Raw genomic sequence first — 21935 nt, 5'->3', positions numbered from 1 at the left:
AACAACTACCTTCAATTTAATAATACAACTTCAAATTAAATTGTCAAATCACTTTTCTCCCCTTATCTTTCTCCTAAATCCTCTAGATCATTACACATGAATAATTTTGATGTGATAGATCAAAAGCAGAAATAAAAACTCGATATGAGATTTTATTAACCATAATGATCCAGATCCAGTTGAGTCGCTGTTTCTCGATCTCGTAATGAGATAAAAACTCTCATCTTTGTTTTTCACAGATATTTATTTTTACACACTCTATTTCTAAATGATTATCTATTAATTTCCACCTTAGAGTTGGGATCATTTCACTAGTTCATACTATTGGATCAACTACAATTGTAGTAAAATGTTATTACAATATTAAATATTGTTTTTGTTTGTGAAGGTTTACCAATTACTAGAACTTGTTGCATAACAACTGTCATGATCGATCCAGCAACATCAATGACTGTGTAGTTCAGTGAACACACATGGATCTGGAATGACTTGTTGTCGTTTACTCTTTGTCAATAACTTTGATCTAAGAGCTTACTAAACCCGGGTGCACAATATAAACTTAAACTTCAAAAGGATGCGAATATATGGGGAGAATAAGTTGGAAATTGATCCTAGTTTTCTTGGGAGTATGGATGGTTTTTATGATCGCTTTTTGGGATTTTTTATTTCAAGAGGGAAGTCCGTTTACAATGGCTTTTTCCGTGATCGAACTAGAGTTGACCGACTCTGATTATATTCAAATCTCAGAAGAGCCTAAAAAGTATCTTTTATATTCAGAGACCAAGGGCAAGCCAATCTTCGCTAAGCTGGGTCAAGACGGTTGGGAGTATCACGAACAGATGGGGAACGGCCATTTTTTCACTCGAGGAAATGAACAATTGCATATCAAAGAGAGACTATGGACAGAGCGTTATTTAGTCATGGTCATCGAGAAATGAAATAATGATTAAATGAAAAATTCAGTTCTCTAACAATGAAAGAACAAGAGGCTCGATCACTTCGTCACCTCTTATTCTTTCATGTTAAGAATGATCTCGTGTTAAACGCTGATACAATGCTGGCTTACGATCTTTATAAGGGGAAACCTGACCTTGTTTCCAGTTCTGACGCAACAATTTCAGATCTAACTCCGTCTGGACGATCCACTCTTCATCTTTTTCACACATAGCTATAACTCCATCTGGGGAAAAAGGATAATCACAAGGGGAGAAAAAGCCACTTTGTGAGTGAGCTACATCAACTTGAGGGATACCAGGTAATTCTCCCACCATCCCACATAATGCGATATATCGTTGGTTCTCAATGGCACGAGCCTGTGCACAATGCCGAACACGATAATAACCTGCCCATGTATCGGTATACGTCGGATTTAAAATAATCTCAACATCTTCCTGCGCTACGACTCGCCCGAGTTCTGGAAATTCAATATCATAACAGATTAAGATCGCTATTCTCCCTAGTGAAGTATCTATGATATTGAGCTCTTCCCCAGGGCTTAGTCTCCACACGTTTCGTTCTTCTGGAGTTAAATGTAACTTTTTCTGCCGCTCTACACGACCATCTGGAAAGAATAAAAAAGCTTCATTCACAAAAGAGGATTGTTCTTGATGAATATGAGTCCCACCCAAAATAATCATCTCGTACTGTTGACTTAAATGTTCCATCCGTTCGATATAAGATGGGGTGAAATCATCCAAATAAACACAGACATCTTGATCATCCATAGCTGGCCGTAACGCAAGAAGATGCGCTGTTAGATATTCGGGAAAAACTAGTAATTCGATTCCTCTATCCTGAGCCCTACGTACATGACTTTCAATACCATTCCAAAAGTCCTCTTCGGAATGTAATGGTTTCAGCCGATATTGAACCATCCCTACATTTGCTTTCTGCATCTTCTATCCACCCTTGAGATTTGGATTATTCCATTCAACTAACACTGCATAATTACATGACTCTTCATCATCTAGATATTGAGCTAAAACTTGTAAAGGTTGTAATCCTTGTCTGATCATAAAACTTAATACTTGATCTTTTCGTTGACCATTCGTCACTTCTTGAATATACTCTTCCACAGATCTTTCCATGGCAACATGATGATAGCCAGGAATCCGACACCCAGCCATAAACCGTTGTAAACCCAATTGTTTCACTAAGTCTTTTCTTGCTTGATAGAGTGCTTGAGCAACACCTTTTCCCCGAAATACAGGGCGTACACAAAGGTCAATCCCGTATAAGCTATCACCATCCGTCTGGTGACTCCTACGAATAAAACCTTCATCTGCTACTTCAGACCATGTGTGTGGTTCACCAGTATATTGAACGATTAAGGAAGTAGCTGAACCTGCGACGATCCCATCCACTTCTGCGATCATCGCCCCAGCTGGAAACGTATCTACATGTGCTTCAATCTGCTCACGACTCCACAATAACTCCTCTGGAAAAGGGGGCGGAAATGCTTCACGCTGAATCAGTAATAGAGCATCATAATCATGCACGGTATAAGGACGAACACGAATACTCATCTTGTGACACTCCCTTTTATTCGGTCAATGATGGATCAATTTTATTGCTTTTCTTCGATAGGAACAAGTCATTTTAGGCAAATAATACATTCATAACTCATTGGAAAATCAACACTACTAATAGAAAACAAAAAAACTCCCAAAAAGGGAGTTTCTCATTTATAAACTAGTCGCTTTTTTCTTGACATCTTCAGGAACTTCGATTTTTCCATCAAATGCTCCATTGACAGTCGCTTTCATTGTCTGTTCAATCACAAAGTTTTCTTGATCCATAGGAACAGTCATTTTAATCTCTTGATCAACAAATTTTAATTCAAATGTCTTTTCATCAATGTGCATCGCTTGCTTAATCTTGTCGATCTTCATTTTACTATAATCTATATTCATACCAGCATCTTTGAGCTCTTTGGTGCTAGCACCTAATTGACCTTGCATCTCTTTTAACATTTCGTCAAAGATATTTTGATCACCTTCAAGTTGTGTTGAATCAATGGTTACTACATAAGTACCATTCTCTTTTTTCATGGTGACACCTTTAGGTTCCTTTTCGACACCTATTTTCTTCAATAATGCATCTAGCTTTTTGAAAGTATCAGATGGTTTTTCTTTTGCCATTTGATCCATCATTTCAGCAGGTGCATTCATTTTCACCCAATTACCTTCCATATTTTGATACATCATATTATCCACAAAGTACATTTCCATAGGCATGCTTTGTCCCATTAATTCCATTTTACCTTTCATGTACATGGCTTGTGGTTCATTCGTTACATTTATATCAAAAGAAAAGTCGGTATCGATGGTCATTCCCATCGCGCCCATTTTTTGCTTGCCGTCCATTTTATAGCTTGCGCCTTTTTGCTTCGTCATTGCTTCGTCTGCTTTGTTCATCACTTCAGTCAAGGTGAGCTCTTTATTATTGGCTTGATCAGCATCAGCTGTTTTATTTTCTGCTGGTTGAGAACATCCCACGAATATCATCGATAATACCATGAACATTGCGAGGACTGGAAATAGTCTTTTTTTCATATAGGTTTCCCCTTTTTCATAATTTAAAATATACATTATTGATTCTAACACATGTATATATTATCCAAAATGAAAAAATTTGTCTAGTTTTCAACATGATTTTCTAAAAATAAACTATACTACCGTTAAAATAAACATAGCTAAATAAGTTTAAATAAATTTGAATCTCCTTAAGTTGGTGCTGGTGGCTAATTTATTACATTTTCATAAATGGATTTTTGCAACAGTTGATTCAAACACTCTGGATAAGATAATAGAGGTGATCATCTACAACCTGAACTACCACCTACATCAAAAACCTCAATCATGTATAATAGAAGATATCTTTTGCGACTTAAAAGGATGATAACCAATGCAAACAATCAAAGAGACTCCCCTTCTTTGGGGAGATAAACGTTACCATACATGGAACCAACATTTACGCCAAGTATTTGGGCAAAAAGTGTTTAAAGTCTCTTTAGATGGCGGCTTTACCTGTCCCAATCGGGATGGAAATGTAACTGTTGGTGGTTGCACCTTTTGTAGTGCGAGGGGATCTGGAGATTTTGCGGGAAATCGACGCGATGATTTACTAAAGCAATTTCATGAGATCAAGGATCGCATGCATACCAAATGGCCAGATGCTAAATATCTGGGTTATTTTCAAGCGTTTAGCAACACCTATGCACCTGTGGAAGAGCTTAGGGAGATGTACGAGCTGATTCTTCAACAAGACGGGGTTGTGGGTCTATCGATCGCCACTCGCCCTGACTGCTTACCTGATGATGTGGTTGAGTACCTAGCAGAGCTCAACCAGCGTACTTATCTCTGGGTAGAGCTTGGCTTACAAACCATCCATGAACACACATCGACTTTAATTAATCGGGGTCATGATTATCAGTGTTTTCTGGATGGAGTTAAAAAACTTCGTAAACATGGGATTCGTACCTGTGCCCATATCATTCATGGACTTCCGGGTGAAACGGAAGACGAAATGCTACAAACCGTTGAAGCATGTGCCCATATGGATATTCAAGGAATTAAGATTCATCTGCTTCATTTGTTACGAAATACACCCATGGTGAAGCAATATGAGCAAGGACTACTTAAATTCTTGGATCGAGATCAATATGTGCAACTCATCACTGACTCTTTAGAATTGCTTCCGCCTGATGTCATCATTCATCGAATTACTGGAGACGGTCCACCTGATCTATTAATCGGACCCAGCTGGAGCTTAAAAAAATGGGAAGTTTTAAATGCGATTGATGCAGAGTTAGTGAAACGGAATTCTTGGCAAGGGAAAAAAGCCACTCCACGTTCATGATCTCCTCTCTTCGAACTTAGGAGATGGCAGAGAAGAGTTGCTTCCTCCCGAAATCGAAGGGTTCACTAAGTAGTGGCACTAGATCCGTTTAGATACCAAAATCGTTCCTATTTGATATCCTCACTATTTATTGACTTCATACAAAAGGAGGGGTTTCTTATGCTACTCCCTTCCACCTTACAAAGTGCCAAAGACTGGATCCAAAAAGCCTTACCTTCTGGCGGGACAGCTATTGATGCAACAGTAGGCAATGGACATGATACACTATTTCTAGCCGAGCAAGTGGGACACCATGGGCATGTGATGGGCTTCGACATTCAAAAAGAGGCGATTGCATCGGCTCATCAACGCTTGCATCTAGCTGGTCAAGATGAACAAGTTCAGTTAGTCACTCTCGGGCATCACTTGATGGATCAAGTGCTACCTTCTGAATGGAAAGAACAGATTCATGTTTTCATGTTTAATCTAGGCTATCTACCTCATGGAAATCCTGAGATTATCACTTTCTCTGATACGACCCTTCCAGCACTTCAAATCGCTTGCGAATGGTTAGCTCCTGGTGGACTGATTACCATAGCCTTATACACAGGGCATCCAGGTGGTCAACAAGAAAGTGATGCAGTGATTCATTGGGCAAAACAACTTCCACCCAAAAAATATCAGGTGTTGTGGCAACAGATTGTCAATCGAACCCATGCGCCTTCTTTACTGGTGATTGAAAAAAGATAAATAAAGAACAAGCAGTGTCGATCCACTAAAAGCTAGGTGATTCACAATGATTTCCCCATCGACACTGCTTGTTTTTTGTAAAAAAACTAAAAGAGTCTTATAAATGTGCGATTTTACCCTTGAGCAAAAAAATGAAATAGCTATAATCAAAGAATAATCATTCCAATAAAAACATACACTTCTTTGATTTGTGTAAATAGTGGGGGTTTTATGGTGAAAAAACAAATCATCCTTACGGGTGGGGGTTCTGCAGGACACGTCACGGTCAACTTGGCACTGATTCCTCATTTATTACAAAATGGATGGGAGATTTCATACATCGGCTCTGAGAATGGAATTGAAAAGCAACTGATTGAGCCAGTGGGTCAAGTCGGTTATCATAGCATTTCTACTGGAAAATTACGTCGCTATTTTGATTGGAACAACTTCAAAGATCCCTTTCGTGTCTTGAAAGGTGTATTTCAAGCTTATTCTTTGATTAAAAAGAAAAAGCCCCATATCATCTTTTCTAAAGGGGGTTTTGTATCTGTACCTGTTGTATTGGGAGCTTGGTTAAACCGTGTTCCTGTGATTATTCATGAGTCAGATCTCACCCCTGGATTGGCTAACAAATTATCCATTCCATTTGCATCAAAAATTTGCGTCACTTTTCCTGAAACTGAACAGCATTTAAAGCCTGGTAAAACAAAGTATATTGGTGCAGTTGTGCGGGATGAGTTAAAAAGTGGAGATGCAGAGCGTGGTTTGTTCTACTGTGGATTCTCTTCTACTAAACCTGTCTTACTTGTCATGGGAGGGAGTTTAGGAGCCAAACGGATTAACGAAAGCATTCGGGCGAATCTTGAATCCTTACTTCAACAATTTCAAATCATACATATCTGCGGGAAAGGTCAAGTGGATGAATCTCTCGATCAACCTGGTTATCAACAGTTTGAATATGTGAAAGAAGAGTTACCCGACTTGATGGCAGCGGCTGATCTTGTCATCTCACGAGCTGGCTCCAATTCCATTTTTGAGTTTTTAACACTACAAAAGCCTATGTTGCTGATTCCTTTGTCTAAAGCAGCCAGTCGTGGAGATCAGATTTTGAATGCCAAGTCATTTAAAAAATCAGGTTTTTGTGATGTCTTATTTGAGGAAGACCTTACTGATGAACTCTTATTGACAAAAATCATGGATACTTTTGAACATCGAGATCAATATATTGAAACAATGAAAAACAGCCCGTTAGGAGATTCCCTACAAAACTTACTTCAACTGATTGATCAGGAAGCAAAGAAATAATCGTTGTGATATCAAGGAAATAAAAAACATCTTCCATTATAAGTAATGGAAGATGTTGTTTTTATGATTGATGAAATGTTAGAATATAATCGTTGCTTAACGATTCTTTTTCTGTTTGGCAGCAAGGGCACTTAGACGCTCTTCACTGCTCTTCATAAATTTTTTCATCATGTCTTCAAAATCTCCAGGCCCTTTATTACGGCCACCGCGACGATCGCCACCTCTTCTTTCTCGTGGCGGACGACTCTCTTCGCTTAGAGCTTTTATCGATAAGGAAATTTTTCCTGAAGGATCGATTGAAAGCACTTTTGCTTTAACATTGCTACCAACTTGGAGTTCGTCTTCAACTTTTTCTACATATTTAGTAGAAATTTGAGAGATGTGAACCAGACCTGTCTCTCCCGATTCTAACTTAACAAAGGCCCCGAAAGGTTTGGTCGAAATGACTTCTCCCTGTACGACGGCCCCTTCCTTTAACTCGCTCATTATAACACTCCCGAAATGGAATTCATTCAGTTCAAAAGTACCATTTATTTGTTAAAAAGTCAATGGCTAATTATACCTTGGAGATAGAAGAGCACTGGGATTTACAAGAATCTCCGTTTTTGTAAAGCAATCATTCAAACCAACTTGATTACTTTTTATGACTACCTTTTATAATTATGACTGTTAAGATCCATTTACGACAAACTTACGTACAACTCATGATGTAAATCAACTTCTTTACTTAATTTTAATATGCAGTGATCATTTAGTAGTCGAAGATCAAGGGCTAAGAAATTGTAACGATTATGAGACAAGAAAATAGACACGTTCACCAAGAGAAGTGAATTATGTTATACTAATCGAGAATTTGTTATAACATATTTTAACTTACCTTCACACAAGGAAAAAATAAGGGTGGATGTTAGGATGAGCATGGTTATACAAACAGAAAATGAAGCTTCATTTCAATTTGGAGACCATACGCATATGAATTTAAGTGCTGCTGAACTCGTTGAAGAAGCAATCAGAAATAAGGAAGCCGTACTAAGTAAAGAAGGGGCTTTACGAGCAACAACTGGCGCCTTTACAGGACGCTCTCCAAAAGATAAGTACACAGTCGCTGACTTGATGGTGAAAGATAACATTGACTGGGGTTCAGTGAACCAACCCATGGAGCCAGAAAAGTTTGAACAAGTTCTAAAGCGATTACAAGTTTATTTGAGCAAAAAAGACTTATATGTATTTGACGGTTTTGCAGGAGCTGATGAAACCTATCGTTTGCCGATTCGAGTCATCAACGAATATGCTTGGCACAACTTATTCGTACGCCAGCTATTTATTCGTCCAACACAAGAGGAGTTAGCCAAACATCAACCCCAATTTACGGTTGTTGCTGTTCCTAACTTCAAAATCGACCCAGAACTTGATGGAACGAACTCTGAAACCATGATTGCGGTAAGCTTTAAACATAAAATGGTTATCATTGCAGGCACCCATTATGCAGGGGAAATGAAAAAATCCATCTTTGGTGTTATGAACTATTTACTTCCAGAAAAAGGTGTTATGCCCATGCACTGTTCCGCCAATGTGGGAGCCGATGGGGATGTTGCACTATTCTTTGGTCTTTCTGGAACAGGTAAAACAACCTTATCCGCAGATCCCGAGCGTAATCTGATCGGGGATGATGAACACGGTTGGTCCGACAAGGGTGTGTTTAACTTTGAAGGTGGTTGTTACGCCAAATGTATTGGACTCAGTGAAGAAAAAGAACCTCAAATTTGGCAAGCCATTCGTTTCGGAACAGTTTTAGAAAATGTAGCTTTAGATGACACAAGAACTCCTTTATTTAATGATAATTCATTGACCGAGAATACCCGTGCAGCATATCCAATCGACTACATCCCTAATGCTGTAATCCCAGGTGTAGCTGGGCATCCAAACGTCATTTTGTTCTTGACTGCTGATGCTTTTGGAGTACTCCCTCCTATTTCAAAGCTTACGCCGGAGCAAGCGATGTATCATTTCCTTGCTGGATACACCAGTAAATTAGCTGGTACCGAGCGTGGTGTCACCGAACCTGAAGCAACTTTCTCCACTTGTTTTGGTGCTCCTTTCTTACCACGTCCTGCACATGTATATGCGGAGATGCTTGGAGAAAAAATCGCAAAGCATGAGGTTCAAGTTTATCTTGTGAATACCGGATGGACAGGTGGACCTTATGGTGTAGGCAAACGAATGAACCTTTCCTATACCCGTGCGATGGTAACAGCTGCTATAAAAGGAAAGTTAAATGAAGTGAATTATGAAAAAGATCCGATCTTCGGTCTATCCATTCCAACTTCATGCCCTGAGGTACCGGCAGAATTATTAAACCCTCGTCACACTTGGGAAAACAAAGATGCTTATGATGCGAAAGCCAAAGAACTTGCGCAACGCTTCCAACAACACTTTGCCAAGTTTTCACATGTATCTGACGAAATCAAAGCTGCAGGTCCTAAGCTTGGTTAATAAAGTGATCCCTAGTGTTTAAATACACTGGGGATTTTTATTTGTTTGAAATTCAATCACAGAATTACGCCAGATTATTAAATAGATGAAACATGATTTAATTAAACTAATATAATTACCTTGAAAAAAAAGGACATAATTGCTATGATACGCAAAGTATATCAATTGGCTTCGAGTGACAGGAAGGGATTGTATCATGAAAAAACCAGTAGTAATCGGTGTAGCTGGAGGTACAGGATCTGGAAAGACAACCGTAGCCCGTAAGTTAGTAGACCAATTCGCTGATTCTGTCGTGTTTTTAGAGCAAGATGCATATTACAGAGATCAGTCCCATCTAACAATGGCAGAACGAATTCAGACCAACTATGACCACCCGCTTGCCTTTGATAATGATTTGTTAATTAAACACATGGATCAATTGTTAAATTATCAATCTGTAGAGAGACCCGTGTATGATTATGCTCTTCACACTCGCTCAAAAGAAACCATTTTTCTCGCTCCAAGGGATGTGATCATCCTTGAAGGCATTCTGATCTTGGATGATGAGCGTTTACGTGACCGGATGGATATTAAAATCTTTGTGGATACAGATGCCGATGTAAGAATCCTGCGTCGAATGGAACGCGATATTCAGGAAAGAGGACGTACCTTCGAATCTGTAATTCTTCAATATTTAAATATAGTCCGTCCGATGCATCTCCAATTTATTGAACCCAGTAAACGTTATGCTGATTTGATCGTTCCCGAAGGTGGCCATAATCAAGTAGCCATCAATATTCTTATCAATCAAATTCAAACACATCTCAATGCAGTTCAAACCGTCACCAAAAATTAAATAAACAACATTATATCTTTGTTTGAGAGAGGATAAGATTGGTATAGATTGATTTCACCTGAGGGAGGAACCTACATGTCGGATCTAACTTTTAAACAGATGGAGAGCATTCGTGACCAATTGCTTGACCATCCTGTTTATTCTTTAATGAATACACCGGACCGAGTCCGTATCTTTATGAAACATCATTCGTTTGCAGTCTGGGACTTTATGAGTTTACTCAAAAAGTTACAGCAAACGCTTACTTGTGTAACTGTTCCGTGGATTCCCCAAGCTGAACCCAACTATGCCCGCTTTATCAATGAAATCGTGATCGGGGAAGAAACCGATGAGGATGGCGAAGGTGGGTATATCAGTCATTTTGAGCTTTATTTACAAGCGATGAATGAAGTAGATGCTGACACGAAACCGATTGAATCATTGATTACACTTATTCAAGAAGGGGAAGATCCCATTTCAGCTTTAAATCAAATCGATATGACTGACACCGTCAAAGAGTTCGTCTCCTTTCATATAGAGTTAGCTACATCAGGGCAACCACATGAAATCGCTTCCGCTTTTTTCTATGGTCGTGAAGACCTGATTCCAGATATGTTCACTGTCCTCATCAAAGAAATGAAGCAAAACAAAACAGATACAAACAGACTCCATTATTACTTACAGCGACATATTGAATTAGATGGTGATGAGCACGGTCCACTTGCTAAACAATTATTATTATATCTATGTAAGGAAGAAGAGCAAAAGCTGATTGAAGCTGATCAAATAGCGAAAAAAGCATTACAAGCTCGAATCCGCTTATGGGATGGTGTCATTGCTGAAATCAATGAAAAAGGGCTTTAAAAAAACAAAAAAGCTGGATTTGATATCAATCCAGCTTTTTTACTTGCGAATGCTTCTCCAATCTAATCTTGATCTGTTATTCGGTTTTACATCCGCTATTTATATTAATCACCATTTTTTCTCTTTTTGTTGTTCTAGATGCTGAAGTCTATACGTTAAAGTGGATAACCGTTTCATCAGCTCTTCCTTCCAATCATCTTCAGAAAGACTTTTGGCTACACTGAGAAGATCAAGGGAATGGTCAATTTGCTCTCGTAAAATAAGCTCAAAATCTTCATCCCCAGCAAAACTAACGCAATTTTCTCTCCACTCTTCGATCATTTCAGGAGTGATCGTTTCACGGAGGGTAATTTCTTTCACATGGTCTTCCAATGCATATTCAACCACTAATTCAAATTCCTCTTTGATTTCGGGATGAATCTCTATACGTTGACATACGGGACAACAAAGCAATGGAACTTGATGCACCATGACTGAACTGTTCCGAATAGATCCGATCAATCCAATCATCGATGCCCCACAACAAAAGCTCATTGTTTCCCCTCCCTTTCTCCTCATGATCTTTATCTCATACCGTCATACATACAAGGACCTTGCAGCTGAAGACAAATGGTATAGAAACGATTTGCCTTATTTAATTTTAGATTGTTGCAACTTTTCGGGATTGATGCAACAAGTTCTAGTTATGTGCTAGCAATCTCATCATCATGTTATGACGTATATATGTATTTTACCACATGTCGGACAAATTCAAACGTATGGGAAAGCTGGAAAATGCATAACACTCTCGCTTCGATATTCCAAACCACTTATTAAATGATAGACTTGACTTTAGCACTTTCCTTTATCAAGAGATTCAATTTGAGAAACTCTCCTTTTCCATGAAAACAAGCCTATTTCTCTTCATTCCCCTTGAATAGAGGAAGTTAATTAGAAAAATAGGCTTGAGTTTATTACAGTGTCTAACACCAACCTAGATCGCAGTTTTCCGCATATTGCTCTTGGTAAATCGGTTGATCTCCCACCGCATAAATGGATTCTTCCTCCATCGCAAATCCATCGTACATTTCTACTTGCATGGTATTTAGGTCCATATGACCAATGGGAGATTTATTGTGATAAAAAATCATATTCCCTTGTTCCATTTTTCCTGTTACTTTGCGAGTAATATTGACTCGATATGGTTGTTGTTCGTTTTCCATACAAAAACCCCCTTTTCAGATGTATGTTCCTTATCTGTTAGTTTGTACAAAGAAAGGAACTTTAACATCTGAAAAGGGGGTAAAACTTAACTGTTCACCGATTTCTCATATTCTTCTGCTGATAGTAATTGATCATACTGTGCAGGATCAGACATTTCAACAACAATCATCCATCCTTCTCCATAAGGAGAATCGTTCACATTTTCAGGTGATTCTTCGAGTTCCGCATTGACTTCAAGGACCTTTCCGGAAACAGGTGAGTATAATTCAGATACTGTTTTCACTGACTCTACACTTCCAAATGGTTCATTGGCAGTCACTTCTGCATCCGCCTCTGGAAGCTCAACAAAAACAATATCACCAAGCTCCGATTGAGCATGGTCAGTGATCCCGATTCTCACTTTATTCCCGTCAAGTTTTTCGATCCACTCATGTTCTTCAGTGTAACGCAGCTCTTTTGGTAAGTTCATCTTGGTTGTCCCTCCGCTTATTCAGATTCTCCTAGTACACGTTCTAAAGGTTTCTTTAACATCGTCAATGCTTTTTCACCTGCGGAACGATGCCGTAACAATCCATTGGCATCAAACAGATAAAATGCTGGTACAAATTCGTTTTCAAAAGCATCAACCACATTATGTTCATTATCGATTCCTTGTGGATGCTTCAGTTCATATTTTACTACGGTTTCTTTCACTGCGTCCACATCTGTATCTTTTTCAGAGCGAGGCATGTGAATCCCAACGAACTGAAGTTGCGGAAACTCTTCTCTCATTTCATTAATAGCTGGTAAACTCTCTTTACACATTCCACAACTAATAGACCAAAAGTGAACCAGTACAGGCTTTCCTAGCAAATCACTTTTATTAGACTCGCCATTCACCCATTCGGTAATTCCTTTAATCTCTGGCATTTCCGTACGTAGACGTAAAGCCATTTAGAACCCCTCCTTAAAAAGGATTTATTGTAACAAAGGACCTAACTAACTCGTTAGGTCCTTTGTGGTTTATTTTTTACAATTGTAGTAAATTGATTAAAGTGTTTTTTGACCTGGTTTCCAGTTAGCTGGGCACAAACCACCTGTTTGTAGAGCTGAAAGAACACGTAATGTTTCATCCACGGAACGACCAATGTTGTTATCTGTCACTACTTGGTAGCGAACAACACCTTCTGGGTCGATGATGAATAGGCCACGTAGAGCAACACCTTCATCTTCGATTAATACACCATAGTCACGGCTAACTTTGTGAGTGGTATCAGCACCTAAAGGATATTTAATTTCTCCAAGACCATTCTCGCTACGTGGGGTGTTGATCCATGCACGGTGGGAGAATTTACTGTCCGTGCTAATACCTAGGATGTCAGCATCTTGATCGGCAAATTCTTCATAACGGTCAGACAGAGCTGTAATTTCAGTTGGACAAACAAAGGTAAAATCTAATGGGTAGAAAAACATAACTAACCATTTGCCTTTGTAATCGGAAAGCTTAACATTTTCATCAAGGTTTTCCAGATTTTTTGTGCTAGCTAGCTCAAAATCTGGTGCTGGTAGTCCTACTAAACGAGTTGCCATGATAAAAATTCCTCCCTAGATGTAATATGTAGTTGGCAATGTTCTCAGCCAACCTTTATTTTTCCCCGTAACTATCTATTTCAAACAAGACAGTTCGCTGATACAAGTCTAAAATATCACCCACACAGATTAAAGTCAATACTAAATTAGATTAAATATAAATTGAGAACTATTTTCACTTATAAATGCTTTGCTTTGGAATTTAAATCGTTACTCTCATAAGTATTTTCAGTCACATATTGATTCAAATCCCATCATGGGTCGCTGGTTCTCTGTCTCGCTTTCGTACCTGATCCGCAAAAGTCTCTCATCAGAGAATCATCTTCCCTTCTAGATTCAATTAATCAAGCCACTTGATTTCAAATTCATTCAAGTAGCTTTGCTCATATCGAGTTCCTTATGTCAAACAATACTAATTTTAACGAAAATATAGTGACAAGTTTACATAAAGCAGTTATTCTAATTTCGATAGATATAAAAGATAGTTTTGGGAGAGGTGAACATTTTAAATGAAGCGAATACTTGTTGGCTTACTTAGTTTGACTATGTTGGTTAGCTTTCCTATATTAACTGGGTTTTCCAACTCCTCTGAACTAGAGATTGCCAAGAAAAATCAAACCGTCTCTGTTCAACTACTCAGTATCAACGATTTCCATGGACAATTAGATACAGTAGGCAAGGTGAACAATAAGCCAGTTGGAACTGCTGAATATTTAGCATCTTATTTACGACAACGTGAAGCTGAAAACCGTAATACTATGCTTTTGCATGTAGGGGATGCGGTAGGTGCTAGTGCTCCTGTATCAGCTCTCATGCAAGATGAACCAACCATTAAATTTTTCAATAAACTTGGCTTTGATCTAGGAACGATTGGTAATCATGAGTTTGATGAAGGCGTGGATGAGATGTTACGTCTGATCAATGGTGGAACTCATCCCAATACAGGCAAATTTAAGGGTGCAAAGTTCCCCTACATTGCCGCTAACGTCGTTGATAAGAAAACTAAGAAACCAATCCTACCAACTCATATGATCAAACGTTTTCAAGGAGTTCCTGTTGGCTTTATCGGCGTAGTAACCAAAACCACTCCCTCCATTGTGGTTCCTGATGGGGTTAAAAATGTTGAATTTATCGACGAAGCTGAAGCAGTGAATCGTGAAGTTGCCAAGTTAAAAAAGAAAGGTGTCAAAGCGATCATCGTCCTTGCTCATGAAGGTGGATTCCAGAATCAAACGACAGGAGAAATCACTGGACCGATCGCAGATATAACCAAAAATCTAGACCCCGAAGTAGACGTTGTTTTTGCTGGTCACTCCCACTCTTACTTAAATGGAATGATCGATGACAAGCTAGTCGTACAAGCTTACAGTTATGGAACCGCTTTTGCTGATGTGGATATTGTGTTAGATCGTAAAACTAAAGATATCGTTCAGAAAAAAGGGGAAATTGTTACTACTTTCCATGAAGGGATGACCCCAGATCCTAAGATTCAAGCCTTTATGGAAAAAGCGAAAAAGAAAGTAGCTCCCATTATTGAAGCTGAAGTGGGGCAAACCACAGATGAGATTTCACGCAAAGAAAATGAAGCAGGTGAATCTCCTCTAGGTAACTTGATTGCTGATGCCCAACGTTTGGAAATGAAAACAGATATTTCTTTTATGAATCCGGGTGGGATTCGCTCTGATCTCCCTGCGGGTAAAGTTACTTGGGGAGATCTATACACTGTTCAACCTTTTTCGAACGACCTAGTTAAAATGGAACTAACAGGAGAGCAAATCCGTCGGGTATTAAATCAACAATTCCAAGATCCTAATCGGATTCGAATCCTAAAAGTATCTGGATTACACTTTACTTGGAATCCAAATCGATCTGCCCATGATCGTGTCGTTGACATCACCCAAGCGGATGGAACACCGATCGACCCAAAACAAACATATACAGTAACCGCTAATATCTTCCTTGCAGATGGTGGAGATAACTTTACTGTATTTACAGAAGGAACAAACCGTGTTGCAGGTCCATCTGACTTAGATGCCCTTGTTAATTATGTAAAACAACTTCCACAACCCTTCTCTGCTCGTATAGAGGGACGGATTCAACTTTCAAATAACTAAGTCATTAAACCCTTCTCTAATTATTTAGAGAGGGTTTTTTCATATTTTAGTAACTATTTGAAGAAGAATTATATTATGCTAGTATTAGATTCTACTCAATTGATTTGCAATGAATGTAAGGTGAATCCAAACATCAGTCGAAATCTAAAAAGAGGTGAAAGGCTAGTGGAACATTCATTATTTAAAGTTTTGGACTCTGTAGAAGGTCCTCAAGCAACCTTTGAGGTTCTCCAATACCAGCTTGAGAGTTCACAAATGCAACAAAACTTCTACACTTCACACAATACTCCTAGACAAGTACGCATCACATTGAACAATGGTGCTGTCATGTTGGAACAAGGAGCCCTTCATTTTATGAAAGGTCATATCAGCGTGGACAATTCGATCGGTGGAGCTGGCGGCATGTTTAAAAAATTGGCTAGCTCTATGTTAACGAACGAATCTACCTTTAAACCAACTTATAAAGGACAAGGTGAGATCTATCTAGAGCCTAGCACCAAACATTTTGTCATTTATCAACTTCAAAATGAAGAGATCATTGTGGACAAAGGAATGTTTCATGCCTGTGAAACCTCAGTCGATGTAGGTGTAGCTGCCGTCAAAAACTTTTCTGCGGCTGCAAAAGGTGGCGAAGGCTTTTTCCAAACCAAATTAAGAGGCAATGGTATTGCTATTCTGGAGTCTCCAGTACCTCTAAGAGAAATCGTAAAAATGAATCTGAACAATGAACGTTTACAAGTGGATGGAAACTTTGCCATTCTGCGAACAGGAAATATTGAGTTTACAGTAGAAAAGTCGGCGAAAACCCTTCTTGGTTCTGCGACAACAGGTGAGGGTTGGTTACAAACATTTACTGGAACAGGTCAAGTATGGCTGGCACCTACCGAATACTTATATCGTTCTTATTAATTATTCTAAACTGATATAGCCTTCAGCCGTCCATGTTCCTTGAGATGATTGGGGAAGGAGTGCGGACGGCTTTTAAGCTTTAAAAAAGTGCTTTCGCTAAATATGTGTATGAGGAATGATCGGATCATCACAGATGATATCTACAATTGCTACTTTAGGAGAACGGAGTGCTTTCTGGATCGTCTCCACTAACTGTTCTTCATTCTCTACACGAAAACCATCTGCACCAAATGAATGGGCTAAAGCCACCCAATCAGGATTTAATAGATCTGAACCTAATTCATGCAATCCCGCTACTTTCATTCGATTTTTTTCCATAGAATAAGAGCCATTGTTCATAATAAAGACCGTAATAGGAATCTGATACTTGACTGCTGTGATCAGATCAACCATGGTCGTAGCAAAACCACCATCACCCACAATCGCTACAACTTGACGGTCTGTAGCTGTACACTTGGCTGCCATCGCAGCTGGTAATCCAAATCCAAGCGTCCGCCATCGTCCCGAAATCAACACATCTTGACTTTTGAACTGAAAAATCCGCTCAAACCAAACCGTATGATCCCCAACATCTAAACAAATCACTGCTTCTGAGTCAATCGCTTGGGAAAGTGCCTCCATCACCCGTTGCGGTGCCAATGGTGTTGTTGTCTGCTTTACTTCCTCTTGGACTCGCTGATCCCATGCTGCCTTTTTTTGTTGAATCAAATGATACCAATTATGATTCTCCTTTGTCTGGAGTCTCTGAACCATCTTTGGAACGACATCGTTTAAATCACCAATCAAAGAAGCTACATGTGGATGAGATTTTCCAATATTTATTTCAGTTACATCGATTTGAATCGTTGGGATTTGAGCAGGTACATAATCTTCTGGCCACCAAGTAGCTCCCAAAATCATACACAAATCTGACATCTGAAGAAGTTCAGTTGCAACTTCACTTCCTGCTTGTCCTAATCCACCTACAAACAATGGATGATCGTGGGGTAAATATGATTTGGCTGGCATCGTTGCAATCATCGGAGCTTTGATTTTGTCAGCCAGATGAAGGACATCTTCCTTTGTCTGTTGGCTCCCACGTCCCAATAAGAGAATGGGGCGTTGTGCTTGATTGATTCGTTCAAGAATCGAAGTAAACTCTTGTTCATTTGGCAATAATCTTGGAGAGACTGGAGGAGGAGGAAAAAGCGAGGACTCTACTTTTTCCTCCCACAGATCCTTAGGGACAGATAAATGAGTGACCCCTCCCTGTGCCTTGGCAATCCGCATCGCTTGATTTAATTGGATCGGAAATGCTTCTGGATCGCTTACCATTGACGTATAGAGAGCCAATGGATCAAGCAAACGTTGTTGATCTATTTCTTGTTTGGTTCCAGTTCCTAGCTTCCTCCGTTCGACTTGCCCTGTAATCGCAAGGACAGGGGCATGATCACTTGCTGCATCTGCCAGTCCATTGAGCAAGAGCATAATTCCCGGTCCACTTGTGGCTGTACAGACAGATAACTTTCCTGTTAACTTTGCTTCAGCTGAAGCCATTAAACCAGCAGTCGTTTCGTGACGACAACCCATATATTGGATTTGGTCTTGTTTGGCTAATTCGTCTAATAGATAAAGGTTTGCGTCACCAATGACTCCATAGATTCTCTTGCACTCCCAAGCAATCAGTTGATCAACCAGATGCTTGGCAACTGTTCGTATTTCATTTGACATATAGAGTCCTCCTTACTTTTCTCCTAGTTTGGCTTTACTCAATCCAAACATACCTCCCCTTTACGTTTCCGTTACGTGATGCTATACACTGAAGGAAAGAATCAATAGGAGAAGGAGAGAAAACGTTGCTTATTAAAGAAATGGCACAACGGCTACAAGTCACCCCACGGACGATTCGCTTTTATGAAGAAAAAGGTCTCTTAACTCCACATAAAGATCAAAACAATCAATATCGAATCTATCGAGACGTAGATGCTTGGAGATTGCAAACGATTCTAGTATTACGAGAGGTAGGTATGAGTCTCTCCCAAATCAAAAATGTATTAGCAGAGATCGAAAAAGGGGCTGAAGAAGAGGTCCACTATTATCTGCAATTACAGCGTTCTATTCTTTTTACAGAGTCGTTAAAATTGAAAGGCATGATTCACACGCTTGATCAGATTATTGATCAGTATGATACAAAGAATGAAAATACATGGCAAGTGAGTTGGCAATTAGCTGAAGAATCTCGTCGAACTCACGCAAAACGCCATTGGGAAGATCGGTGGAATTTCGATCAACAAGCTCCATCTTATGATCAACAAGTGCTAAAAGGAAATAAAGAGTTTGATGTTCATCAAGACTATGAACGAGGACTTAATCTCGTCGTTCAGTGGGTTCAACCTCAAGTGGGAGAAATAGGATTAGACTTAGGAACAGGCACAGGAAATCTAGCAGGCCTTTTTTTGCAGAGAGGAATGATGATCAAAGGGATGGATCAATCCAAAGAAATGTTAAAAGTCTGTCACCAGAAACACCCTAACATCGAGACTCGAATGGGTAATTTTCTTGCCATTCCTTATGACGATCAACAGTTTGACTTTGTAGTCACCAGCTATGCCCTTCATCATTTAACTGATGAGCAAAAATCCTTAGCACTGATTGAGATGAAACGAGTCTGCAAACCAGGTGGGCGAATTTGTATCCTCGATTTAATGTTTGCAGACGCAAAAAGCCGCACCGCTTATCTTCAACGGTGGGAAAGAAAACAGCGTGATGAGATAGTAGCTGTCATTGAAGATGAATTTTATGCTGACCGGAGTCAATTGGTCCATCAGTTAGAACAAGAAGGTTTTCAAGTCAAAACACGACAAATCAACGATATTTTACATATCTTACTTGCTCAATCTAAAAAGCCCTAGGGTATGAATCTAGGGCTTAAATCATATCTTAATCATCTATCTAAGTCATATGAATTCAATCCTGTCGGGTCATTGTTTCTCTGCCTCACTCTCTTTTCGTCAAAGAAACATCTTCTCCCTTGGTGGATTGGATTAAGTTTAAGCTATTTTAATATCTATAATCATATTCTTTTTCAAGTTGAGTCATATCCTTATTTGGCAGTTGCCGTCATTTCTACAAACATCTCTTGTTTTGAATCTATTTGGATCTTATAGTTTCCTGCTAACATATTGGTAAATGTAACTTTTCCAGTCGTATTGGTTAATTTTTTGGACACAGATCCGCCACCAACACGCATCACTGTTACATTGATATCATAAGTAGGGATATCTGAGTCGTTAACGACTACTTCAATGCTTTGTCCTGCATTTACTTTAAGTAAGGTATCACAAGTCAATTCTTGAATTTGCTCTAAATACATCCACTCAGTAATTTGAGTTAAGATCTCTGGAGTATAAGCGACTGGAGTATAAGCAGGATCTGTAGATAGAATCATTTCAAAGGTAATGGGGACAGATAAGCGATTCTTCATGCTTAAAACATATGTTCCACCAATCATATTTGTAAATTTAATATCTGTATTATTTGCTCTCTTTGTCACTGATCCGCCACCAACTCGGGAAACAGTTACATCAAAGTCAAAAGGAGAAGTACTTACTTCATAAAAATCAAGGTTAATTACACCATTGTTAGGTACATCAAAAATATAATCGGCACTATCCCCACCAGCACCTGCTCTTAATCCACCACATAAATGATCTTCGATATATTCTGTAGATGTTGAGGAAGCAGTTAATTTCTTAGAGTTACGAGATTCAGTCTTACATAAAAATCCTGTATTTTTCTTTTCTTTCGCTGAAACTTCAGTCAATCCAATTCCTATGGTTAAAACGAATGACAGAATCAGAAGCATAGCCTTTTTCATATTAGAATCCTCCCAAAATGTATAATCTTCTTATAAATACGATTTGGTTTTCAATTCTCCTTCTATGATTTAAAATATTTTTTTACACTAAAAAAGGACTAAGGTTAGTCCCTTAGTCCCTGATTCAATCATGCCCATTGCTCCTTAAACACATCTTCTTTAAATCCAACTGTTACTTTTTCCCCATCCGTAACAATCGGTCGCTTGATCAACATCCCATCAGAAGCAAGTACAGTCAATTTTTCTTCGTCACTCATCTCTTTTAACTTTTGTGACAATCCCAGTTCGCGATATTTTTTTCCACTCGTATTAAAAAACTTTTGAATAGGCAATCCACTTTTTTGCACGAATTGAGCTAACTCTTCTTTAGACGGAGGCTCTTCCACAATATGTTTATCGATGAAAGAGATCTTATGATCCTCTAAAAACTTTTTTGCTTTTCGACATGTGCCACACTTGGGATAACCATAATAAAGTAGATTTTTTTCTGACACCCACATACACCTCAGTTTTATTGTTAATTACTCTATATGAGTATTTTTTAGTAACATATATTGATCCAAATCCCGTCGGGTCGATGTTTCCCTGTCTCACTCTCGTAACAGATCCGCAAAAGTCGTTCGTCAGTGAAACATCTCCCCTCCTAAGTATCCTGCGGAGAATGGTTCAATCTTTAAAAACCTGACCGCCCCGTTTGTATTCAACATCTGGAACTTGAGCCCGCGCATTGACTGTACGGGCAACAGTGAAAAAGTAGTCTGATAAACGATTCAAATATCGTCTCACTTCATCGTTGGTTTCTTGCTCTCGACTTAAGGTTACCACACAACGCTCGGCTCTACGAGCAACCACACGACACAAGTGTAAAGCGACTGAACTTGGTGATCCTCCAGGTAAAATAAATCTTTCGAGAGGGGGACACTCTTGATCATATTGGTCAATTAAGTTTTCAAGCTGTGTAACCATCTCAGCCGTTACTTTGTAATGACGTTGCTTACCAGCTTGAGCAAGATCTCCCCCGGCATCGAATAGTTGATGTTGAATCTCTGTAAGATCTTGCATTAAATCTGAATGAGAAGTTGGGTCCATTCGTAAGAGGGCTTCGCCGACCCAAGCATTTAATTCATCAACGGTTCCATAAGCCTCTACCCGAATATCGTCTTTGTGTACTCTTCCTCCGATGACTCCTGTTTTTCCTTCATCACCAGTACGTGTATATATTTTCATAGAAATTCCCCTT

Annotated in this window: 23 protein-coding genes; 10 read left to right on the top strand and 13 right to left on the bottom strand. The window is 39.1% G+C overall.

Annotated elements, in window-relative coordinates:
- The first annotated feature begins 584 nt into the window (after positions 1-584).
- Complete coding sequence (locus tag EDD58_RS05890; RefSeq protein WP_165875824.1) at positions 585-938, top strand: hypothetical protein; 354 nt, start codon at positions 585-587, stop codon at positions 936-938.
- Between the two features lie 84 nt (positions 939-1022).
- Here the strand turns inward: EDD58_RS05890 and EDD58_RS05885 are convergent, their stop codons facing one another.
- From EDD58_RS05885 to EDD58_RS05875, 3 genes are all read right to left on the bottom strand, one after another.
- On the bottom strand, positions 1023-1895 hold the full coding sequence (locus EDD58_RS05885; protein ID WP_131923901.1) for a carbon-nitrogen hydrolase family protein: 873 nt from the start codon (positions 1893-1895) through the stop codon (positions 1023-1025).
- Between the two features lie 3 nt (positions 1896-1898).
- The gene (locus EDD58_RS05880; RefSeq protein ID WP_131923900.1) at positions 1899-2525 is read right to left on the bottom strand and encodes a GNAT family N-acetyltransferase; all 627 of its coding nucleotides are present in this window, start codon (positions 2523-2525) and stop codon (positions 1899-1901) included.
- 159 nt (positions 2526-2684) lie between these two features.
- The gene (locus tag EDD58_RS05875) at positions 2685-3554 is read right to left on the bottom strand and encodes a DUF6612 family protein (protein WP_131923899.1); all 870 of its coding nucleotides are present in this window, start codon (positions 3552-3554) and stop codon (positions 2685-2687) included.
- 352 nt (positions 3555-3906) lie between these two features.
- Between EDD58_RS05875 and mnmL the strand changes: the two genes are divergently transcribed.
- The 3 genes from mnmL (at position 3907) to EDD58_RS05860 (ending at position 6873) form a co-directional block, all read left to right on the top strand.
- Positions 3907-4860 (top strand): tRNA modification radical SAM protein MnmL/YtqA, encoded by a 954-nt coding sequence (gene mnmL / locus EDD58_RS05870; protein WP_131923898.1) that lies wholly within the window; start codon positions 3907-3909, stop codon positions 4858-4860.
- A gap of 159 nt (positions 4861-5019) precedes the next feature.
- Positions 5020-5589: a tRNA 5-(aminomethyl)-2-thiouridylate-methyltransferase MnmM gene (gene mnmM, locus EDD58_RS05865; RefSeq protein ID WP_131923897.1), complete on the top strand. Its 570-nt coding sequence runs from the start codon at positions 5020-5022 to the stop codon at positions 5587-5589.
- A gap of 213 nt (positions 5590-5802) precedes the next feature.
- Positions 5803-6873: an undecaprenyldiphospho-muramoylpentapeptide beta-N-acetylglucosaminyltransferase gene (locus EDD58_RS05860; protein WP_279389096.1), complete on the top strand. Its 1071-nt coding sequence runs from the start codon at positions 5803-5805 to the stop codon at positions 6871-6873.
- Positions 6874-6969: 96 nt separating this feature from the next.
- Here the strand turns inward: EDD58_RS05860 and EDD58_RS05855 are convergent, their stop codons facing one another.
- A complete protein-coding gene (locus tag EDD58_RS05855; RefSeq protein WP_131923895.1) occupies positions 6970-7359 on the bottom strand; it encodes a S1 RNA-binding domain-containing protein in 390 nt (129 codons plus the stop codon).
- 426 nt (positions 7360-7785) lie between these two features.
- Here EDD58_RS05855 and pckA point away from each other — a divergent pair, with 426 nt between their 5' ends.
- From pckA to EDD58_RS05840, 3 genes are all read left to right on the top strand, one after another.
- Positions 7786-9366 carry a phosphoenolpyruvate carboxykinase (ATP) gene (gene pckA / locus EDD58_RS05850; RefSeq protein ID WP_165875823.1) on the top strand — a complete coding sequence of 527 codons (1581 nt, stop codon included), beginning with the start codon at positions 7786-7788 and terminating at the stop codon, positions 9364-9366.
- Between the two features lie 196 nt (positions 9367-9562).
- Positions 9563-10201, top strand: a complete 639-nt coding sequence (gene udk, locus EDD58_RS05845; protein ID WP_424321651.1) for a uridine kinase — start codon at positions 9563-9565, stop codon at positions 10199-10201.
- Between the two features lie 75 nt (positions 10202-10276).
- Positions 10277-11044, top strand: coding sequence for a DUF3050 domain-containing protein (locus tag EDD58_RS05840; RefSeq protein WP_131923894.1), 768 nt, complete (start codon positions 10277-10279; stop codon positions 11042-11044).
- A 108-nt stretch (positions 11045-11152) separates the two neighbouring features.
- On the opposite strand, the gene EDD58_RS05835 is transcribed toward EDD58_RS05840, so the two are convergent.
- The 5 genes from EDD58_RS05835 to EDD58_RS05815 form a co-directional block, all read right to left on the bottom strand.
- On the bottom strand, positions 11153-11578 hold the full coding sequence (locus EDD58_RS05835) for a hypothetical protein (protein WP_131923893.1): 426 nt from the start codon (positions 11576-11578) through the stop codon (positions 11153-11155).
- Positions 11579-12006: 428 nt separating this feature from the next.
- Entirely contained in the window at positions 12007-12246 is a 240-nt protein-coding gene (locus tag EDD58_RS05830; RefSeq protein WP_131923892.1) for a DUF2553 family protein, read from the bottom strand.
- An 86-nt stretch (positions 12247-12332) separates the two neighbouring features.
- Entirely contained in the window at positions 12333-12716 is a 384-nt protein-coding gene (gene gcvH / locus EDD58_RS05825) for a glycine cleavage system protein GcvH (protein ID WP_131923891.1), read from the bottom strand.
- 17 nt (positions 12717-12733) lie between these two features.
- The gene (locus EDD58_RS05820; RefSeq protein ID WP_131923890.1) at positions 12734-13180 is read right to left on the bottom strand and encodes a TlpA family protein disulfide reductase; all 447 of its coding nucleotides are present in this window, start codon (positions 13178-13180) and stop codon (positions 12734-12736) included.
- Positions 13181-13276: 96 nt separating this feature from the next.
- Positions 13277-13816, bottom strand: coding sequence for a peroxiredoxin (locus EDD58_RS05815; protein ID WP_131923889.1), 540 nt, complete (start codon positions 13814-13816; stop codon positions 13277-13279).
- 509 nt (positions 13817-14325) lie between these two features.
- On the opposite strand from EDD58_RS05815, the gene EDD58_RS05810 reads away from it, so the two are divergent.
- Together EDD58_RS05810 and EDD58_RS05805 are read left to right on the top strand one after the other, a co-directional pair.
- A complete protein-coding gene (locus EDD58_RS05810; protein WP_131923888.1) occupies positions 14326-15930 on the top strand; it encodes a bifunctional metallophosphatase/5'-nucleotidase in 1605 nt (534 codons plus the stop codon).
- 57 nt (positions 15931-15987) lie between these two features.
- The gene (locus tag EDD58_RS05805) at positions 15988-16839 is read left to right on the top strand and encodes an AIM24 family protein (RefSeq protein ID WP_131923887.1); all 852 of its coding nucleotides are present in this window, start codon (positions 15988-15990) and stop codon (positions 16837-16839) included.
- Positions 16840-16935: 96 nt separating this feature from the next.
- Here the strand turns inward: EDD58_RS05805 and EDD58_RS05800 are convergent, their stop codons facing one another.
- Positions 16936-18549, bottom strand: a complete 1614-nt coding sequence (locus tag EDD58_RS05800) for a thiamine pyrophosphate-binding protein (RefSeq protein WP_131923886.1) — start codon at positions 18547-18549, stop codon at positions 16936-16938.
- A 125-nt stretch (positions 18550-18674) separates the two neighbouring features.
- Between EDD58_RS05800 and EDD58_RS05795 the strand changes: the two genes are divergently transcribed.
- Complete coding sequence (locus EDD58_RS05795) at positions 18675-19730, top strand: MerR family transcriptional regulator (RefSeq protein WP_243648660.1); 1056 nt, start codon at positions 18675-18677, stop codon at positions 19728-19730.
- A 191-nt stretch (positions 19731-19921) separates the two neighbouring features.
- Here the strand turns inward: EDD58_RS05795 and EDD58_RS05790 are convergent, their stop codons facing one another.
- The 3 genes from EDD58_RS05790 to EDD58_RS05780 all read right to left on the bottom strand — a co-directional run bounded on the left by EDD58_RS05790 (position 19922) and on the right by EDD58_RS05780 (position 21922).
- Positions 19922-20695 (bottom strand): carboxypeptidase-like regulatory domain-containing protein, encoded by a 774-nt coding sequence (locus EDD58_RS05790; protein WP_131923885.1) that lies wholly within the window; start codon positions 20693-20695, stop codon positions 19922-19924.
- Positions 20696-20823: 128 nt separating this feature from the next.
- Positions 20824-21189, bottom strand: coding sequence for an arsenate reductase family protein (locus EDD58_RS05785; RefSeq protein WP_424321650.1), 366 nt, complete (start codon positions 21187-21189; stop codon positions 20824-20826).
- 172 nt (positions 21190-21361) lie between these two features.
- A complete protein-coding gene (locus tag EDD58_RS05780; RefSeq protein WP_131923883.1) occupies positions 21362-21922 on the bottom strand; it encodes a cob(I)yrinic acid a,c-diamide adenosyltransferase in 561 nt (186 codons plus the stop codon).
- Positions 21923-21935: the final 13 nt, after the last annotated feature.

Origin of the sequence: Hazenella coriacea (assembly GCF_004341825.1) — a bacterium.
GTDB classification, from domain to species: Bacteria; Bacillota; Bacilli; order Thermoactinomycetales; family Thermoactinomycetaceae; genus Hazenella; species Hazenella coriacea.
Note: the sequence above shows the minus strand (reverse complement) of the source record. Positions and strands in the feature narration are given on the sequence as shown.

Excerpts from the sequence above, each read along its gene's own strand:
- EDD58_RS05890 (WP_165875824.1), top strand. The coding sequence starts at position 585 with ATGGGGAGAATAAGTTGGAAATTGATCCTAGTTTTCTTGGGAGTATGG.
- EDD58_RS05885 (WP_131923901.1), bottom strand. The coding sequence starts at position 1,895 with ATGCAGAAAGCAAATGTAGGGATGGTTCAATATCGGCTGAAACCATTA.
- EDD58_RS05880 (WP_131923900.1), bottom strand. The coding sequence starts at position 2,525 with ATGAGTATTCGTGTTCGTCCTTATACCGTGCATGATTATGATGCTCTA.
- EDD58_RS05875 (WP_131923899.1), bottom strand. The coding sequence starts at position 3,554 with ATGAAAAAAAGACTATTTCCAGTCCTCGCAATGTTCATGGTATTATCG.
- mnmL (WP_131923898.1), top strand. The coding sequence starts at position 3,907 with ATGCAAACAATCAAAGAGACTCCCCTTCTTTGGGGAGATAAACGTTAC.
- mnmM (WP_131923897.1), top strand. The coding sequence starts at position 5,020 with ATGCTACTCCCTTCCACCTTACAAAGTGCCAAAGACTGGATCCAAAAA.
- EDD58_RS05855 (WP_131923895.1), bottom strand. The coding sequence starts at position 7,359 with ATGAGCGAGTTAAAGGAAGGGGCCGTCGTACAGGGAGAAGTCATTTCG.
- pckA (WP_165875823.1), top strand. The coding sequence starts at position 7,786 with ATGAGCATGGTTATACAAACAGAAAATGAAGCTTCATTTCAATTTGGA.
- udk (WP_424321651.1), top strand. The coding sequence starts at position 9,563 with ATGAAAAAACCAGTAGTAATCGGTGTAGCTGGAGGTACAGGATCTGGA.
- EDD58_RS05840 (WP_131923894.1), top strand. The coding sequence starts at position 10,277 with ATGTCGGATCTAACTTTTAAACAGATGGAGAGCATTCGTGACCAATTG.
- EDD58_RS05835 (WP_131923893.1), bottom strand. The coding sequence starts at position 11,578 with ATGAGCTTTTGTTGTGGGGCATCGATGATTGGATTGATCGGATCTATT.
- EDD58_RS05830 (WP_131923892.1), bottom strand. The coding sequence starts at position 12,246 with ATGGAAAACGAACAACAACCATATCGAGTCAATATTACTCGCAAAGTA.
- gcvH (WP_131923891.1), bottom strand. The coding sequence starts at position 12,716 with ATGAACTTACCAAAAGAGCTGCGTTACACTGAAGAACATGAGTGGATC.
- EDD58_RS05820 (WP_131923890.1), bottom strand. The coding sequence starts at position 13,180 with ATGGCTTTACGTCTACGTACGGAAATGCCAGAGATTAAAGGAATTACC.
- EDD58_RS05815 (WP_131923889.1), bottom strand. The coding sequence starts at position 13,816 with ATGGCAACTCGTTTAGTAGGACTACCAGCACCAGATTTTGAGCTAGCT.
- EDD58_RS05810 (WP_131923888.1), top strand. The coding sequence starts at position 14,326 with ATGAAGCGAATACTTGTTGGCTTACTTAGTTTGACTATGTTGGTTAGC.
- EDD58_RS05800 (WP_131923886.1), bottom strand. The coding sequence starts at position 18,549 with ATGTCAAATGAAATACGAACAGTTGCCAAGCATCTGGTTGATCAACTG.
- EDD58_RS05790 (WP_131923885.1), bottom strand. The coding sequence starts at position 20,695 with ATGAAAAAGGCTATGCTTCTGATTCTGTCATTCGTTTTAACCATAGGA.
- EDD58_RS05780 (WP_131923883.1), bottom strand. The coding sequence starts at position 21,922 with ATGAAAATATATACACGTACTGGTGATGAAGGAAAAACAGGAGTCATC.